This is a genomic window from Deltaproteobacteria bacterium, from assembly GCA_023382265.1.
Lineage (GTDB): Bacteria > JAMCPX01 > JAMCPX01 > JAMCPX01 > JAMCPX01 > JAMCPX01.
This window is the reverse complement of the sequence record JAMCPX010000056.1, coordinates 1-16,430: the sequence shown is the minus strand read 5'-3', so window position 1 is coordinate 16,430 and position 16,430 is coordinate 1. Positions and strand designations below refer to the sequence as shown.

Annotated in this window: 18 protein-coding genes; 1 reads left to right on the top strand and 17 read right to left on the bottom strand. The window is 37.6% G+C overall.

The annotated features are described in order from the left end of the window. Position 1: 1 nt before the first annotated feature. From nadC to M1381_10080, 3 genes are all read right to left on the bottom strand, one after another. Entirely contained in the window at positions 2 to 841 is an 840-nt protein-coding gene (gene nadC / locus M1381_10090; GenBank protein ID MCL4479432.1) for a carboxylating nicotinate-nucleotide diphosphorylase, read from the bottom strand. Continuing rightward, positions 838 to 3,471 (bottom strand): valine--tRNA ligase, encoded by a 2,634-nt coding sequence (locus tag M1381_10085; protein ID MCL4479431.1) that lies wholly within the window; start codon positions 3,469 to 3,471, stop codon positions 838 to 840. Before M1381_10085 ends, nadC begins: the two co-directional genes overlap by 4 nt. A 63-nt stretch (positions 3,472 to 3,534) precedes the next feature. Beyond that, a complete protein-coding gene (locus M1381_10080) occupies positions 3,535 to 4,584 on the bottom strand; it encodes a response regulator (protein MCL4479430.1) in 1,050 nt (349 codons plus the stop codon). A gap of 178 nt (positions 4,585 to 4,762) precedes the next feature. On the opposite strand from M1381_10080, the gene M1381_10075 reads away from it, so the two are divergent. Continuing rightward, positions 4,763 to 5,131, top strand: a complete 369-nt coding sequence (locus M1381_10075) for a hypothetical protein (protein MCL4479429.1) — start codon at positions 4,763 to 4,765, stop codon at positions 5,129 to 5,131. 134 nt (positions 5,132 to 5,265) lie between these two features. Here the strand turns inward: M1381_10075 and lpxC are convergent, their stop codons facing one another. From lpxC to M1381_10005, 14 genes are all read right to left on the bottom strand, one after another. After that, positions 5,266 to 6,150 (bottom strand): UDP-3-O-acyl-N-acetylglucosamine deacetylase, encoded by an 885-nt coding sequence (lpxC, locus tag M1381_10070; GenBank protein ID MCL4479428.1) that lies wholly within the window; start codon positions 6,148 to 6,150, stop codon positions 5,266 to 5,268. A 119-nt stretch (positions 6,151 to 6,269) separates the two neighbouring features. After that, on the bottom strand, positions 6,270 to 6,614 hold the full coding sequence (locus M1381_10065; GenBank protein MCL4479427.1) for a histidine triad nucleotide-binding protein: 345 nt from the start codon (positions 6,612 to 6,614) through the stop codon (positions 6,270 to 6,272). A gap of 142 nt (positions 6,615 to 6,756) precedes the next feature. Next, complete coding sequence (locus tag M1381_10060; GenBank protein MCL4479426.1) at positions 6,757 to 7,407, bottom strand: DUF502 domain-containing protein; 651 nt, start codon at positions 7,405 to 7,407, stop codon at positions 6,757 to 6,759. After that, positions 7,382 to 7,783 (bottom strand): TIGR02266 family protein, encoded by a 402-nt coding sequence (locus M1381_10055; GenBank protein ID MCL4479425.1) that lies wholly within the window; start codon positions 7,781 to 7,783, stop codon positions 7,382 to 7,384. Before M1381_10055 ends, M1381_10060 begins: the two co-directional genes overlap by 26 nt. Beyond that, positions 7,780 to 8,175 carry a secondary thiamine-phosphate synthase enzyme YjbQ gene (locus tag M1381_10050; GenBank protein MCL4479424.1) on the bottom strand — a complete coding sequence of 132 codons (396 nt, stop codon included), beginning with the start codon at positions 8,173 to 8,175 and terminating at the stop codon, positions 7,780 to 7,782. The genes M1381_10055 and M1381_10050 overlap by 4 nt, the downstream gene beginning before the upstream one ends. A gap of 77 nt (positions 8,176 to 8,252) precedes the next feature. Further along, positions 8,253 to 9,245 (bottom strand): carboxypeptidase-like regulatory domain-containing protein, encoded by a 993-nt coding sequence (locus M1381_10045; GenBank protein MCL4479423.1) that lies wholly within the window; start codon positions 9,243 to 9,245, stop codon positions 8,253 to 8,255. Positions 9,246 to 9,355: 110 nt separating this feature from the next. Further along, on the bottom strand, positions 9,356 to 10,303 hold the full coding sequence (locus tag M1381_10040) for a cation diffusion facilitator family transporter (GenBank protein MCL4479422.1): 948 nt from the start codon (positions 10,301 to 10,303) through the stop codon (positions 9,356 to 9,358). 15 nt (positions 10,304 to 10,318) lie between these two features. Continuing rightward, on the bottom strand, positions 10,319 to 11,041 hold the full coding sequence (locus tag M1381_10035; protein ID MCL4479421.1) for a LysM peptidoglycan-binding domain-containing protein: 723 nt from the start codon (positions 11,039 to 11,041) through the stop codon (positions 10,319 to 10,321). Continuing rightward, positions 11,025 to 12,449 carry a glutamate--tRNA ligase gene (gene gltX, locus M1381_10030; GenBank protein MCL4479420.1) on the bottom strand — a complete coding sequence of 475 codons (1,425 nt, stop codon included), beginning with the start codon at positions 12,447 to 12,449 and terminating at the stop codon, positions 11,025 to 11,027. Before gltX ends, M1381_10035 begins: the two co-directional genes overlap by 17 nt. A 261-nt stretch (positions 12,450 to 12,710) precedes the next feature. Then, complete coding sequence (locus M1381_10025; protein MCL4479419.1) at positions 12,711 to 13,289, bottom strand: CDP-alcohol phosphatidyltransferase family protein; 579 nt, start codon at positions 13,287 to 13,289, stop codon at positions 12,711 to 12,713. Between the two features lie 51 nt (positions 13,290 to 13,340). Then, a complete protein-coding gene (locus M1381_10020) occupies positions 13,341 to 13,664 on the bottom strand; it encodes a PEGA domain-containing protein (protein ID MCL4479418.1) in 324 nt (107 codons plus the stop codon). A gap of 14 nt (positions 13,665 to 13,678) precedes the next feature. Next, complete coding sequence (locus tag M1381_10015) at positions 13,679 to 14,614, bottom strand: CsgG/HfaB family protein (protein ID MCL4479417.1); 936 nt, start codon at positions 14,612 to 14,614, stop codon at positions 13,679 to 13,681. A 214-nt stretch (positions 14,615 to 14,828) separates the two neighbouring features. Then, positions 14,829 to 16,091 (bottom strand): flagellar assembly protein T N-terminal domain-containing protein, encoded by a 1,263-nt coding sequence (locus M1381_10010; GenBank protein ID MCL4479416.1) that lies wholly within the window; start codon positions 16,089 to 16,091, stop codon positions 14,829 to 14,831. Positions 16,092 to 16,142: 51 nt separating this feature from the next. Beyond that, positions 16,143 to 16,415, bottom strand: a complete 273-nt coding sequence (locus M1381_10005; protein MCL4479415.1) for a co-chaperone GroES — start codon at positions 16,413 to 16,415, stop codon at positions 16,143 to 16,145. Between the last annotated feature and the right edge of the window lie 15 nt (positions 16,416 to 16,430).

Below are 16,430 nucleotides of genomic sequence, written 5' to 3'. Positions count from 1 at the left end.
TTTACTCCTTTGTGTAAAAATTAGTAATCTTCATAGAAATATCAATAGCCCGTGCAGAGTGTGTAAGGGCACCGCAGGATATGAAATCCGGTTTAAGAGCCGCTATACCTTTTATATTATCAAGTGTGACATTTCCTGAAACCTCTATTAATACCTTACCTTTCGCAAGTTTGATTGCCTCTTTCAATTGTTTTAAATCCATGTTGTCAAGCAGAACAATATCCGCTTTTGCATCAATTGCCTTTTTTAGTTCCTTTATAGATTTTACTTCAACTTCTACTCTTTTTAATGGCTGCGATTTTTTTGCTTTATTTACGGCAAAGGATATATTCTCTGAGACAAAAAGATGATTGTCCTTTATAAGGATACCATCAAATAATCCAAACCTATGATTGGTGCCGCCGCCTATTCTTACTGCATATTTTTCAAATATTCTAATTCCAGGGGTAGTTTTTCTTGTATCAAGCAGTATAACTCCGGACCCGTGAATTGCATTTACATATGTCCTTGTAAGAGTAGCTATGCCTGAAAGATGCATGAGGAAGTTTAAAGCAGTACGTTCTGCTTTTAAGATTGAGCATGCCTTTCCTTTTATATTTGCAATAGTATCACCCGCTTTTACAGTATCTCCATTTTTTACTATACTATGAAATTGAATCTCATGGTCAACTGTATGAAGTACAATATCTACTATATCAACACCAGCAACAATCATATTCTCTTTTGCACTGACGACGGCATCGGCGTAAACATCATCTTTAATGAGGCTATCTGTTGTTATATCCCCGTGTCCAATGTCTTCTTCAAGGGCGGATTTTACAAGCTTTTTAAATGCATTCATTTTAAGATTTCTTCAAGCCTTTTTCTTGCACTTACAAGATTGCTATACCTTTCCAGCAGTTCGTCGTTTGTAAGCCTTGTATCCTCTATGATATCTTCGGGCGCTTTCTTGAGGAAATCTTCATTGGATAGCTTATACTTATATTTCTGGGATTCTTCATTTAGTTTTGCTATTTCTTTGTCCAGTCTTACAATCTCGATTTTTGGGTCTATCACACCTGAAAGATGTACATGGATGTCAAGACCCGGCAGATGATCAACCGCAGAACCTCTTATATCCTGGGATTCTGTTTTAATATACATATTATTTACATGTGCGAGCTTTTTTATGTATCCGGCATAATGCTGTATAATCTCAAGTTCATCCTGCTTAGATATAAATGTAATATCAACGTCCTGTGCAACAGGCACGTTACACTCAGCCCTTATATTCCTTATAACCTTTACAATATTTATCATTTCGTCTACTCCACTCAACTTGTTTGCAACCGTATCATCCCTCATTAAATATATTTCCGGAACAGGATATTTTGAATTTATTATTAGATCTTCATAACCGAGAACATGGTAGATCTCCTCTGTAACAAACGGGATAAATGGGTGGAGTAATCGCACAATAGTATCATGTACAAAAAGCATGTTGTTAACAGTGATTTTATCCTGAGTTGTGTTATAGTGGATTTTTACCATTTCAATGTACCAGTTACAGTATTCGTGCCAAACAAACTGATAAATCAAAATAGCTGCATCATTAAACCTGAAGTCTTCGAGGGCATCTTTAACATCGGTTATCAAACTGCTCAGTTTGTTGTTTATCCATGCATTTATAGGATGTTCATTGCTTTGTTTAAACGGCGATACAATACCTGCTTCAACCATTTTTATGCTTACAAACCTTGTGCTGTTCCAGAGTTTTGTAATAAAATTCCTGTACCCTATTATTCTTTGCTCTGAAAGTTTTATATCCCTGCCCTGAGCAGCCATAGCAGCAAGTGTAAACCTAAAAGCGTCGGTCCCATACTTATCCATAATTATCAAGGGGTCTATTACATTACCTTTCGTTTTACTCATTTTTTTGCCGTACTCATCCCTGACAATCGCATGAATATAAACATGCTCAAATGGCACATCATTCATCAGTTTTAAACCCATCATCATCATCCGGGCAACCCAGAAAAATAAGATATCAAATGCCGTTACAATTACACTTGTAGGGTAATAATAATTCAATTCGGCTGTTTTATCGGGCCATCCAAGTGTGGAAAACGGCCATAGTGCTGAAGAGAACCATGTATCAAGTACATCTTCATCCTGATGGATATTCTTACTTCCGCATTTTGAGCATGTCGATGGCAGCTCTGCAGAAACAGTAATACCCTTGCAGTCGTCACAATACCATGCCGGGATTCTATGCCCCCACCATATCTGCCTTGATATGCACCAATCCTTTATATTTTCCATCCACTCAAAGTAGGATTTTTCCCATTGTTTCGGTATGATCGTTGTTTTATGCTCTTTTACAGCTTTGATTGCCGGTTCTGCAAGCGACTTTATTTTGACAAACCATTGTGTCGAAACCATTGGTTCGGTTATTGTGCCACACCTGTAACATCTGCCTGCCGACAACTTATAATCTTCAATTTTGGATAACAGCCCCAACTTTTGAAGCTTCTCTATGATTGCTTCTCTTGCCTTATATCTATCCATTCCAGAATAAATACCGGTCTCCTTTGTCATTCTTCCATTTTTGTCTATCACGTTGATTAGTGTGAGTTTGTGTCTTCTTGACATCTCAAAATCATCAAAGTCGTGTGCAGGGGTTATTTTTACAGCACCTGTTCCGAATTCTCTGTGAACAGCCTTATCTTCTATAATTGGTATGCCCCTTTCGGCAATAGGGATCGTCACCACTTTTCCCCTCATCTGCTGGTATCTTGGATCGTCGGGGTGTACCGCTATTGCAGTATCCCCAAGCATTGTTTCGGGCCTTGTTGTTGCTACCGTTATTCCGATATCCTCTCCCTTTATAGGGTAGACAATATAATACAATTTCCCGTTCTCTTCCTTATGTTCAACCTCGAGATCGGAAAGTGCTGTAAGACATCTTGGGCACCAGTTTATAATATATTCATCCCTGTATATAAACCCTTCCGTGTATAGCCTAACGAATACCTCTTTTACCGCCCTTGAGAGTCCATCATCCATTGTAAATCTTTGTCTCTGCCAGTCACATGAGACGCCAAGGCGCATAAGCTGTTTTACTATCGTATCGCCTGATTGTTTTTTCCATTGCCAGATCCGTTCTATAAATTTGTCTCTGCCGAGTTTAAATCTGTCAAGCCCCTCTAAGGAAAGCTGTTTCTCTAAAACATTTTGTGTTGCTATGCCTGCATGATCTGTTCCTGGTATCCATAGTGTATTGAACCCGAGCATCTTTTTGTAGCGAATGAGTATATCCTGCAATGTATTGTTAAGCGCATGCCCCATGTGCAAAGAACCTGTAATATTCGGCGGCGGTATAACTATTGAATATGGTTTCCTGCCATCAGGTTCTGAATGAAATACACCAGCTTCCATCCATTTTTTATACCATTTTTCTTCAATGTCATTATGAGCATAAACTGTATTCATAGATTATCTATATATGGATAATGTGCCTAAGCTAATATTTTTATACAAAGATGAAAGCGGTGATCAGGCTTTCTTTTTAGCGGCCTTTAGACGCTGTATTTCCTCTTTTATCATGGTTTCTGTGAGAGTTGGAACAACTTCCCATATAATTTTCTCTGCAACATCTCTAATAATAGCCTCTACCTTTGCTCCTACAGCTTGCTTAACTGTATCGGGTAATATATCCTGTAAGAGTTTTTCTATTTGTTCTGATGCAATTTTAGTTACATCCTCTCTACTCAATTGTATAGCCTTTGTTTTTTGTGTCCCTGTAATTTCTTCAGAATTTATCAGTTCTTGGTCTTCATAAGTTTTTTCGTAATGTTCTGCAGCAGGTAAAACTTCCATTTCTGTTTTTTCTTCAGATTCGGTTATTGCCTCTTCAAGCTCATCAAATCCTATAGCAGGACCTTCAAGGGGTTTTAGTTCTTCTTCAGGGAATTCTTCTATCTCTTGCTTATTTGGTCCGGTGTTATCTTCGCTGAGAGGGATTGTTTCCCATTCGCTTTCTGCTCCTATAGTCTCCTCACTTGCGCTGAAGGTTTCAGGTTCCATAATTTCCTCAACCGGTTCATTAATCTCTTCTTTCGCAGGAGCTGGGTGGGGAACTGCAGGCTTCCTCGGCGGTGGAGGTGGAGGAACTCCTGGTTTGGATGGTTGTGCCGGTGCTGTTGCAGGTTTAGCTTCGATAGGCTTTTTTACAGCAGGTTTTGAGAACAAGATGTTGACCTTATCTATAAGTGATTGCGTCTCAAAAGGCTTGGAAAGCCATGCATCTGCACCTACTTGCTTAGCTTTTTGTTCGTCAAAGGCTTCAAACGCGCCTGTTAGTAAAAGAACAGGTATGTGCTGTAATTCGGTATTACTTTTTACAGCTTCACACACTTCATAACCGTTTTTGCCAGGCATAACAATGTCTGTCAAAACCACATCCGGTTTTATCTCGCTCACTTTTTTTATAGCATCGTTCCCATTGTCAACAATGGTGATATCATACGTTGGTGGAGCAAAGGTTATAGATATAACCTTTTGAATGGTTATCGAATCATCGGCGAGCAAGATCTTTTTCCCCATAAAGCCTCCTTATTTAATCAATGTTCTTTAGTAACATATATAAATAAACAGTGTCAAGATAGTTGCTTGCCTGCTAATTCCCTTTGTAGGGGATTAATTGCTTTACAAAGATAAAATAGGGTAATGGTAATAGTTGATTACTGTGCAATCTGGCACGGTGCTTGCGTAAAGTCTTAGTATGAATATTGCTATTGTTATTGACGACTGTGAGTTATTAAAGATTTCCTTATCAAAGGTGTTATCTTGTTACATGGATGAGTTCTATTTTTATACCAATGTATCTGACGCCTTAAACAAGTTAAAACACGTTAGGGGTAATGATCAATATTTATTCCTTGTTGATCTTGAAACAGTCACCTCTGAGGGTATGGATGCGATTATAAGAGCAATGCCAAAACCTTTTTCTGAAATAATACTTCTTACCTCATTACCTCCAACATATGTTTCAAAGGATGCTTCAAAACCAGAGGTGCTAAGGCTTTTTACAAAACCCTTTATTATGAATGAATTAGAACGGTATATAAAAACTTATATTTCAAAAACTTAGTTATTAATACATTAAAACTATAAACATATTGCTGCGATTCAAAATATGTGTCATTTTACCCATATTGGGTTATAAAACCCAAATGATAGAATAAATTGACTATAATGATTATATTATTTTATCGTTTTTTTTTATTAATACGAAAATACAACGGCAGGCTTTATTAACTCTTGTTCTATTATGGTATTGCTTTCCATCATCGAAATTATTTGTTGTACAAAGAGATGGTTGAGTGCGTGACCGCTTTTGTAGCTGTTTATACGTCCGTTGATTGTATTACCTATGATGTAAAGATCCCCCAAAAGATCAAGTATCTTATGTCTAATAAACTCATCGTTGTATCTTAAACCCCCTATATTCATGACATCCGTTTCATCAAGTACAATCGTATTTTCAAGCGAAGAACCTTTTGCAAGCCCGAGTGCCTGCATTGTGGAATAGTCTTTCAAGAATCCAAAAGTTCTTGCATTTGATAAATCCGAGATAAAGCGTTCCATGGAATTTTTATAAACAAATACTTGTTTTAATATCTTTGGATGACTAAAGTCTATAGTTCCATTTATCGTTAGCAAATCATCGGGTAGATATGTTATATATCCATCATTATATTCTACTGTAAATTTTCTATCAAAAGTTATTGCATTTGATAAATCCGAGAATGTTATAACGCCTGCATCAAAAATAGCCTGGGAAAATATGTTAGCGCTTCCATCCCCTCCCGGGAGTTCATCCCCTTCAACTTCGATTATAGCGTTGTCTATTCCAAAGCCATTTAGTGTTGCTAATAGATGTTCTACTGTTGAAATGGTTACTACCTCGTCTCCTATTGTTGTAGCAAATAACGTGTTTTTAATGCTTTGAGGTTTAAGAGGAATATACCTAATTGAACTGCCGTTCTTTTTAATGAAGACTATTCCGTACGACGCCTCCGCAGGATGAATTGTTACGCGCGAGAACTCTCCTGTATGTAAACCATACCCTTCACATATTACCTTTTCTTTTACAGTTTTTTGAAACATGAATATATCTTTAGGCAAAGATCATGCCAGACTATAAATGCTTACATATCAATAGAATAGAGATTTGATGTGAAAAAAGTGTGATACTTGAATCACGTTATGGATATAAAATTTCACACTTATGCGACGTGAATTCTTAAAGGAGCTCCGCCTACTATATGAAGGTGTATGTGGTATATTGTCTGCCCTCCCCATTGTTTAACATTAAATACAGCTTTAAATCCTTTTTCAGAAATACCCGTTTTTTCTGCCATTTGTTTTGCTACGAACATCATCTTACCAATAAGCAGCTGATCCTCCTGTCTTATATCAACAAGTGTAGGGATATGTTTCTTTGGAATAACAAGCAAATGCACCGGTGCAACCGGTCTTATATCTTCTATTACAATTACATCCTCATCTTCATAAACCTTTTTGGACGGTATTTTACCTTCCACTATCTGGCAGAATAAACAATCTTCCATATTAGTCCTCCATATCAAAATTAGTTTTATATCAGAAATGTTTTAATCAGACAAGTCAATCAGAATAAGTTTTTCTTGCAAAAGAAAAAGACAAACTTTCTTACTTAACCCAAATTCATTTTTTGAGTCAAGTTCATAGCTTTTACAAGCCTTTTATAAAAGGTGCCGCATTGATTGGTTTGTTCATACCAACACCCATAGTAAGTATGATTCTGAAAGCTTCCTCTACAGAAATATTTATCTCATATAAATTAGATTGTTTAACAAATAAATAAAACCCGGATGTCGGATTAGGAACAGTTGGTATGAAAACGGTAAGATATCTTGCGGGTTCCGGATTATTTATAACTGCTTCACTAATGGCAAATCCTATTGCATAACTTCCCGCCCCAGGAAACTCTGCAAGCACTACTCTGCTAAACTTATTTTTGTCTTCTGTAAATGCCTCTGTTATCTGTTTCGCACCTGAATAGATACCCTTGATAAATGGAATTTTTGCAAAGATGTCTTCCATTATAATTAACAGCTTTTGGCCGATATAATTGTATGTCATCAACCCCATAATAAATATTATCACCAGGGCAATAACAAGGCTTATGCCCGGTATATGAATATAGGTTAAAGGATTTGCTACACCAGGGAGTATCTTTAGCAAGCCATCAGACCATGAAACAAGTACATTCAAAATAAAGATAGTAATAATAATTGGTATAAATACAGCTATACCGGCGATAAAGATGTTCCTTATCTTTGAACCCAATGTCTTTTTAATTTGTGGAGTCAAACCCGTCAACAAATATGTCTTCCTCACTTATGCCTTTCTTGCTCTCTACATAAGACGTTATATAGTGTCTGCTCTGTTCATCGAGTTCTAAAAACCTTATACCCATTCCAGGCAGAGATTCCTGTGTTGGTTCTGTTCCAGGTATGTATTTATGGGACCAGACAACTTCACCTTTTACCTCGATAAGCTTAATTGCCCCTGGTATCCTAAATCTTATATCAAGTTTTGTACCTTTATCATAAGGCTCTTCTGTTTGAATAAGTAATCCTCCAATACTCATATCCGTTGTATAATCAATCTTGAATTTATTGATACTCTCTATAGATAGAAGGACAGGCATACAGATGAGTTTTCTTTGTGTACGTGCATGATATATTAAATTCATAAAGGGGTAAATTCTAACAAAAGGCTTCTCGTCCTTGGTCCGTCAAACTCACAGAAAAATGCAGACTGCCATGTTCCAAGAACAAGCCTGCCGTTTTCAACAAACAATGACAATGTGACGCCTATAACACTTGATTTAATATGTGCATCTGCATTGCCTTCTTTATGATGATAGTTGTCATTGTATGGGGCAACCTTATCCAGTGTATCAAGTATGTCCTGTTTAACAGCAGGATCAGCATTCTCATTTATCGTAATACCAGAGGTTGTATGTGGGACAAACAGATAGCATACGCCTCTTACAGCCCCCAATCTTTTTAACATGTTGTTTATCTCTGAAGTAACATCAATCATCTCAATCCTTTTTTTGGTAACAACAGAAATGGTCTTCATAACAAGACTTTCAATTAAAGAACAAGCCCCTGTTTACAGGGGCTTGTTCTAATACCTGGTTTTACAACATGCATAAACTATTGAATTGATGTGGTAGTGACTGTTGTGGATGTCTCGGGCTGTATGTTTGAGATACTTACACTACCTGCAAATGATTCCACATAGCTTCTCCCGAGTTCTACAAGGGCATTTCCGTTTGGCAGAACGCCCTGTGCAATAACATCGTAATCACCTGGTGGAACATTAAACGCTAAAAATATCCCGTCAGAAGAGGTCAATGTTAAAGTGGGGTCCGGAATATCGCCGAGGCCAGAGCTATACCTGAAATAAATTATATTCGCTGACACGGAAACGTCTGTGCCTGCATTGACAAGTGTCACGATTGCATTTTGAATTGGGTTGCCGGAGCAATCCCATACAGTGCCTGCTATTGCACCGTCATTTGTCCAATCCTGTGTGACGTGCGATAATGCAGTGACGAGGTTTACCGTATTACTTGAAATCAGTAAAACCTTAAAAATAGAGTTTGCATCTGTAGGTGAAAGTGTAAGACCAAACTGATAAGTATTTTTATACCCGCTGGCGGAATTGATCCCCTCAACTGCAACTGGAATGCCCGTGGGAAGTAAACCCGGCAGCCACCCGTTTGAACCCGTGTTAACGGTACTATCGGGCGGATTATTTTTAACTGTATCTGATGTTGTAGAGAAAAAATTAATTGTAGAATCCGGAATAGATTCATTAGTTTGAAAATCTGTTGCAGATACGGTTACTGCAATAGTAGAACCTGTTGGTGGAACAAAACAGTTATAAGAAAAAACGCCGCTATTGGCTACAACAATCGACGGAGGCAAATTAGTGTTGGTAGGTGCTGTTGGCGGAGCGGAAGGTGTTGTTGGACAGTTAAGAAGCTTTTTCATGTCAGCCGAAAGTGATTGTGAACATACACTGCTGTTGCTGTTTCCAGGAACATAACCGGATCCACCACTGCAATTTGATAACACAATTGCAGAAAACAAAAGTACTGCGGATACAAACCACACATGTTTATTTGACAGTATTGATTTCATAATAACCTCCTTTTATTGTTCTAACCATATTTTAGCATTTTGTTTATGTCAAGAAAGACGGCCATAAAATATTAATCCAAAAGAATGCAGGACAGATAGGTGCATTCACCTTACAGCCTGTCCTGTTCTTTAACCGCATCCTTTGAGTTCACGGATTTTGTCGCTGCACTACACACCACGATACCGCTGCAAGTTTCGCACTCAAGCTGTATTGTTGTATGATTTATGTTATATCTCTCACCTAAAATATGCTCTATCTTGTGTACCATTTCTGTAGCATTGCTTATCTTTTGATCATCTATTTGCACGTGTGTACTCATCGCATGAAAACCCGAGGTAATAGTCCAGACGTGCAGGTCATGTACATTTAAAACACCTCTAACGCCGAGTATTGAGTTTGTAACTTCTTCAAGTTTAATACCGCGAGGGACATACTCAAGCATTATACCGCCAGATTCTATTATAAGTCCCACAGCACTTCTCAAAATAATGCCCCCTATCAGTATACTGATTAGAGGATCCACAAAATACCAGTGTCTGAAAATTATAAACAAACCGCCGGCTATGACACCTATTGAAGAAATCGCATCACCTACAATGTGCAAAAATGCACCTCTCGTATTTATATTATCCCTCTGAGATTCCTTTAGTAAAATTATTCCTATGATATTGGCAATAAATCCTATAGAAGCTATAGAGAGCATCAGTATACCATTTATCTTTTGCGGGGATACGATCCTGCCATAAGCTTCATAAAATATGATCAAAGAAAGTGCTGTTAAAATAATACCATTTATAAATGCAGCCATTACCTCAAGGCGATGATATCCGTAGGTTTTTGTTTCGGTTGCAGGCCTCTCTGCCATTTTGAATGCAAATATACTGAATCCGATTGCAAATACATCCGTTATCATGTGTCCCGCATCGCTAATCAGCGCGAGACTTCCGCTTAAAAACCCGCCTATCAGTTCTACAAACATAAAAATAACCGTAATGATAAGGGCTATCACAAGCCCTTTTTTATTTTTATTTAATCCATTATGGTTATGTGTACTCATGTTCCCGTATAATTATTATAAAAAATGCTTTTTGCGGATATACTCCATTATACGTCTTATCTTTTCTTTGCTGTAAGATTTTTCGGGAATAATTATTTTTTGTTCCGGATATATATAGTTTGGATTTATGATTCTATTTCTATTTTTCCAGTATATTAATGGCCAGAGTGCCGGATTGCCATAAATGTACCCTTTTTTTGCTATGTCCCATAAGCAATCGCCTTTTACCACTGTATAAATTTTATTTTTTGATAACACCACAGTTTTTATGACAGTTTTTTGCTTTACCGTCTTTGTTATTTTACCGGCGGGTGTATTATATTTTGCAATCATGACTGGCTTTGGGAATGGAGCAAGTTTAACTTTTAGAGTAACGGTTTGCTTTTTCTTAGCAAATTGTTGCACATGTGATAAGATAATTTTTCTTTCCTTCTCAGCTCTGATGCTGTTTTCTTTTGCAATCACCGCCACTTCATTTGCTAATTGGGTACTCAAAGAGAACAGGGTATTTGCTTCACCCGTCATGGATTTTCTTTGCTTTTCTATACCCTGTTTATAAAGTTTAAAAGCCTCTTCATACTCTGCCTTATTATACACGGTTGCACCCTGTGATTTTGCAAATTTTAAAGCGTTAGCTGCCTTATCTTTTTGTAGCGTAGTATAGGATTGGATGTGGGCACACCCAAATATAAAAGTTGCTATAACGATACCTGATAGAATCTTAATCCTGTTTAACATTACCCTTATATTGTATATATTTAATTGCTTTTTGCAATCTTTCTATTACTCTGCCTTTCCCGAGAATCTCCATAATATCAAAAAGCCCTGGACTTACAATCCTGCCCGTTATTGCAAGCCTTATCGGTTGGGCAATATCTCCAAGTTTTACCCCCGTTTCTGAGGCATAGCCTTTTATAGCAGATTCTATTCCGTCTTTTGTAAAACCATTCATCGATGTCAGCCTTTTTATAATCTCATTGAAAGAAGATACCCTCTCTTGGGTAAATAGCTTTCCCGCCATCTTTTGATCATAGTTTAATTCTTCCTTAAAGTAATAGTCCATCATATCAAGCAGTTCGACAACTGTCCGCGATCGCTTCTTGGTTTCATCTATAAGTTTTAAAAAATCCTGCGTTGTGTCAAACCCGATACCAACCTTTTCACAAAATGGTTCTAAGAGTTTTATGATATCCTCTGCACGCTTTTCACGAAGGTATAAGGCGTTGAGCCATAGGAGCTTGTCGGGATTGAAGATAGCGGCAGACTTTGATACACTGTCAAGACTAAAGTTTTCTATCATCTCCTGCATTGTAAAAACTTCTTTATCGCCGTAAGACCAGCCAAGCCTTACAAGATAATTGACCAGTGCCTCTGATAGATAACCGGTGTCTCTATACGCCTCTACCGAGGATGCACCATGCCTTTTGGATAATCTTGCTCTATCCTCACCATGTATAAGAGGTATGTGGGCAAATTGAGGTACAGAGTAATCAAACGCCTGATACAGCAAAACCTGCTTTGGAGTATTGTTAAGGTGATCATCACCTCTTATAATATGTGTAATATGCATATCAACATCATCGACAACAACAACGAAGTTGTAAGTCATACTTCCATCACTCCGCATAATAACAAAGTCTTCTATCTCTTCGTTATTAAAAACGACGTTGCCCTTTACAATATCATTTACGATCGTTGTTCCATACAAGGGCGATTTAAATCTCACAACATAGGATTTATCCGAAGGTTTATCCTTAATGCTTCTGCACGTTCTGTCATAGATGGGTTTTCTTTTTTCTTTTAATGCCTTTTGCCTTTTTTCTTCAAGCTCTTCTTGCGTGCAAAAACATTTGTATGCTTTTTCTTCTTTCAAAAGTATCTCTATATGTGATCTGTACAAATCGTATCTTTGTGATTGGAAATAAGGGCCTTCATCCCAATCAAGCCCGAGCCACCTAAGACCATTTATGATGGCATCGACAGATTCTTTTGTAGAACGGGCTTGATCGGTATCTTCTATTCTTAAAATAAATTTACCGTTGTTATGCCTTGCAAACAGATAATTAAAAAGCGCAGTTCTGGCTCCGCCTATGTGCAGATAACCCGTTGGACTCGGTGCAAACCTAACCCTTACATCATTATTCATTCTCTACTCCTTGTAATTAGAATACATTCCGATCATTATGAAAACTTCAAGAGCACTGAAGAGGCTGTCCAATTCAACATGCAGACACCTTAATACTCTAATTTATACCTCCATTATATAACTTGCCGAGTATAGTATAGATTACTGAAATTATCCATACTAAACTCCAATTTTTGAACCTTGATTGACGGTTAAAACGCATTCGGGTTGCAGATAAATAATGGAAGTGCCAACCGCGTGGGTAAAACGGGACAATAACAACTAACTTTTGTCAGTCATCCTTCTGTCCTCTAACATTACGATACCGCGATGAATATACTGGATCAACGAGACAATGGTAAACAAAGCCGTTATATACACAGACGGCATAAAAAAACTGCTCAGTACGCTATTAAAATATCTTATACCGCTTGATATGGAAATAATTAATGTTATTGCCTGAGCAAAAGTTGTAAACTTGCCCAGATAAGAAGGTGAAACCACAGGAAACTTCTGAGGCAAAAAGATAACAAACAATCCAACAGCTATTATAACATCCCTTCCTATAACTATTATAGTAAGCCATAATGGAATGTGGTTATAAAGCGTGAGAGTTATAAATAATGAAGTTGTAAGCAGTTTATCTGCAATGGGGTCAAGATATGAACCAAGTTTTGACATTTGATTAAATGTTCTTGCTATAAAACCATCCAGCAAATCAGTAAACCCCATGCCTATCAAAAGGTAAAACGCAGCTTCTTGCTGATTGTTTTTTATAAGTAAAAATAAAACGGGTATCAAAAATATCCTTATAAAGGTAAGGATATTGGGTATTGTAATCAAAGCAGACCTTTTATTCACAGCTAAGAGTTCCGCATATTTTTAACCGCATTATTTGAGCCGACATGATTTTTAAGGATTCTTTATGAGCATTATGTTTACGGTATCAATCGCTTGATTGCCAACAAATATTCTTGTCGTGTAAGTTTGATAGCCATCCTTTTTCAGCTCTATTGTATGGGTTCCGTGTGCAAGTTTAAGCAATTCCGGATTACCGTTAAATCTATATGCCTTACCAATATAATTACCATCAACATAAACATCAGCACTACCCGGGTCTGCAATGATCTTTACAATCCCTTCGCTGCCTACTGTTTTTAATGTTTCTGACGGCATGCCGCAGCCTAACAACATTAAAGAAATCATAATAGCTGCTATGGATAGCTTCTTTAACATATTAATCCTCCTGTTTATTGGGCAAGTTTTACCTGATCCCCTCTTTTAAATCCACCACCAGATTCTACCAAAGCTACAGAGCCGTCATTTCCAAAAAAGGCGATAATTTTCAATCTACCTATTGTAGGACCTGGTTCTCTGCCTATGACAAGCCCTGTTTGTGGATCGGTTATTTCCTCACCAAGTGATGTAACAATCAATTCATCTCCAATCCGTAAACCCGTTTTTTGACCTGCATTTATAAAGACCCTGTTACCATTGACGACAGCGATTCTGCCCGTCCATTGAACGGATTGTAACTGCTGTATAAGATTACTCACAAATTTTGTGATTGCAGAGCGTAATGCGTTTTGACCAAGATTTTCATCATACCCCGCGTATTGCCCAAGACCAAATACCTGTGTTGCTTTTTGTTCATACTCACCTGTGCCAGAATCTGCAAAAAGCACCTGTCCGGTTGTAGTATCAACTACTCTTACATCAACCGTACAATCGGCTTTCTGAACCTTTTTCTTGTATACACCATAGTTCTCTCCAAGTACCCTTACTCCAAATTGAGAGATAGAACCGGTTACTATGGCTGCACATCCAAGTATCTCGCCAGCCTTTGCTGCTGTTGCAGGGTTTATAGCACCTGTTTGTCCAAGAGACTGTTCATTCAACAGTTCTTGCATTTTTTGTCTTTCTACAAGAATAAATCCGCCCGATTTGAATAATTCCGTAGCAAGTATGTCAGACGCTGCTTTTCCAAGCCTGCCCTGTCCATATTCTGTCTTATTCGTAAAATCTACTATACATATCCTTTTTTTGGGTCCTGTGTAGTTTTGAATCCTGCCTGCTACAGGCTGTTGAGAAGGGCCTGGAACCTCCACTTCTTTATAAGTAGTTGCACAACTTGAAGAGATAAAACCAATGAGTATTATCATTATTGTTAATATCTTTGTTTTCATACATCCTCCCTGTCTAATTAACCGTTTCTATATTTACACGAAGAGCATTAAAAAGGCAACCGTTTAAATCATACAACTCGACCCTTCTAATAAAACTGTTCGTTTAATTTTCCACGTTAGAAAGCCCAGCCGTTTATGGCGGGGGCTAATACTATAAATTTTAAAATCCTTATAAAAAGGGTGCGGTTTAAAGTCACGTACTTTCTAACAGGGTTCACTTTATTCCGATCTCGATTGTATTCATTGTCGTACCTGTAATGTTGTATAAAGTTGTAATCGTTTTATTGTTGAGCAATGATGTAACCAGGGATGATGCACTCCCTTTATAATCAACATCCACTGTTGCAGATCCATTACCCATACTTCTTGTATAAGCATCCTTTACACCGGATGTTGCCATTAAAGCATCTTTTAAGGCAGCAATATCACCTGCTGTTTTTATTCCATTCACCGTAAGCTGGATAATCGAGCCGTTGTTCATTTCTCGCTTCCATTTATTTTGAATAATGGCTATCATTGAATCGGCAAGTTCATCAGTAGCCTTTTTTATAGCATCGTTACCTGCCGTAATTTCATCTATATTAACTGATGCAGCATGCTGTTCACCTGATGCAAGTACACGTCCATCATCCGCATCTACTGCTCTTAAAGAAACATCTGCCTGCACTGACTTCATCTCAGAACCTTCTACTTTCCCGTAAAGCATGGCAAGTGCCTTTCCGTAAATAACAACATCCGCATTTGAGATTTTACCAATATCTTTTATCGTATCATCATCGAGGTTTTCAATCCTTAAGGCGTTGTGAAGTTTTATATCCTTTAAAACTGTTGCCTCATCAACCACATTAAATCCACTATCAAGAAGTTTTTGCATCATCTCATTTTCGGCAATAGACATATCACCCGTTTCATTCACTATACTCACATCCCTTACAACATATCCTCCATAAAGCATTGAAGGTGCATAGAATAAAGAGGATTCGAATCTTTTTTTACCTATATTCTGTTCAAGTATGATCACAGCAACCTTTGGCATTCTTTTTTGTTTCATCAATAGGCCAATAGCACTTAAATCATTTTTAAGGTGATCCGTACCAACAGTTACCTGAGCAGTAACTGAATAAATATTGTTACTCTGCCCCTCGCTTATTATTTTGTAGTTATGAATATAGCTTGTGGTGTTAGAATATATTTTATTACTCAATAAGTTGTAATTATCAATTATTGCCTTAGATGTCAGGATTGCGCTAACTTCCTGTTCTACAGCCTTCTTCAATGCATTATTAATAGCAGCATTTCGAGCTGTTGTTTGATCCCCATTTATTACCATTGCAGTGCCTTCTACTGTAATCTTACTGATTGTTCCCTGAACAGTAGTAGCAGTTACATTATTCCCCGGATCAGCAGAAAGATTTATAGTTGTTAATAATAAAAAAGAAATAATAAACACAAATGATTTGAATTTATATAAATTCACAAAACCCTCCTCTAAGAAAAACAGTCCCGCATACGCGGGACTGCCGGAACACTAATCTTTCAAAACACCGAGTACATCTGACTTCTGTACAATGAGATAATTAACGCCATCGATCTCAAATTCTGTCCCACTATACTTTCCAAATAGCACCTTATCACCGGCCTTTACAATCTTTTTAAGCTCTTCATCCGTACCAACCGCCTCTACTACGCCAATCTGAGGCTTTTCCTTTACAGTATCCGGGATGATAATAGTCCCGAGTTTCTTTTCTTTCTCTTCCAGAGGTTTTATCAACACTCTGTCCTCTAACGGTTGTATTTTCATACGTATCCTCCTTTT

Bases quoted from the DNA above. Each gene is read 5' to 3' on its own strand.
- nadC (MCL4479432.1), bottom strand. From the start codon at position 841: ATGAATGCATTTAAAAAGCTTGTAAAATCCGCCCTTGAAGAAGACATT.
- M1381_10085 (MCL4479431.1), bottom strand. From the start codon at position 3,471: ATGAATACAGTTTATGCTCATAATGACATTGAAGAAAAATGGTATAAA.
- M1381_10080 (MCL4479430.1), bottom strand. From the start codon at position 4,584: ATGGGGAAAAAGATCTTGCTCGCCGATGATTCGATAACCATTCAAAAG.
- M1381_10075 (MCL4479429.1), top strand. From the start codon at position 4,763: ATGAATATTGCTATTGTTATTGACGACTGTGAGTTATTAAAGATTTCC.
- lpxC (MCL4479428.1), bottom strand. From the start codon at position 6,150: ATGTTTCAAAAAACTGTAAAAGAAAAGGTAATATGTGAAGGGTATGGT.
- M1381_10065 (MCL4479427.1), bottom strand. From the start codon at position 6,614: ATGGAAGATTGTTTATTCTGCCAGATAGTGGAAGGTAAAATACCGTCC.
- M1381_10055 (MCL4479425.1), bottom strand. From the start codon at position 7,783: ATGAATTTAATATATCATGCACGTACACAAAGAAAACTCATCTGTATG.
- M1381_10050 (MCL4479424.1), bottom strand. From the start codon at position 8,175: ATGAAGACCATTTCTGTTGTTACCAAAAAAAGGATTGAGATGATTGAT.
- M1381_10045 (MCL4479423.1), bottom strand. From the start codon at position 9,245: ATGAAATCAATACTGTCAAATAAACATGTGTGGTTTGTATCCGCAGTA.
- M1381_10040 (MCL4479422.1), bottom strand. From the start codon at position 10,303: ATGAGTACACATAACCATAATGGATTAAATAAAAATAAAAAAGGGCTT.
- M1381_10035 (MCL4479421.1), bottom strand. From the start codon at position 11,041: ATGTTAAACAGGATTAAGATTCTATCAGGTATCGTTATAGCAACTTTT.
- gltX (MCL4479420.1), bottom strand. From the start codon at position 12,449: ATGAATAATGATGTAAGGGTTAGGTTTGCACCGAGTCCAACGGGTTAT.
- M1381_10020 (MCL4479418.1), bottom strand. From the start codon at position 13,664: ATGTTAAAGAAGCTATCCATAGCAGCTATTATGATTTCTTTAATGTTG.
- M1381_10015 (MCL4479417.1), bottom strand. From the start codon at position 14,614: ATGAAAACAAAGATATTAACAATAATGATAATACTCATTGGTTTTATC.
- M1381_10005 (MCL4479415.1), bottom strand. From the start codon at position 16,415: ATGAAAATACAACCGTTAGAGGACAGAGTGTTGATAAAACCTCTGGAA.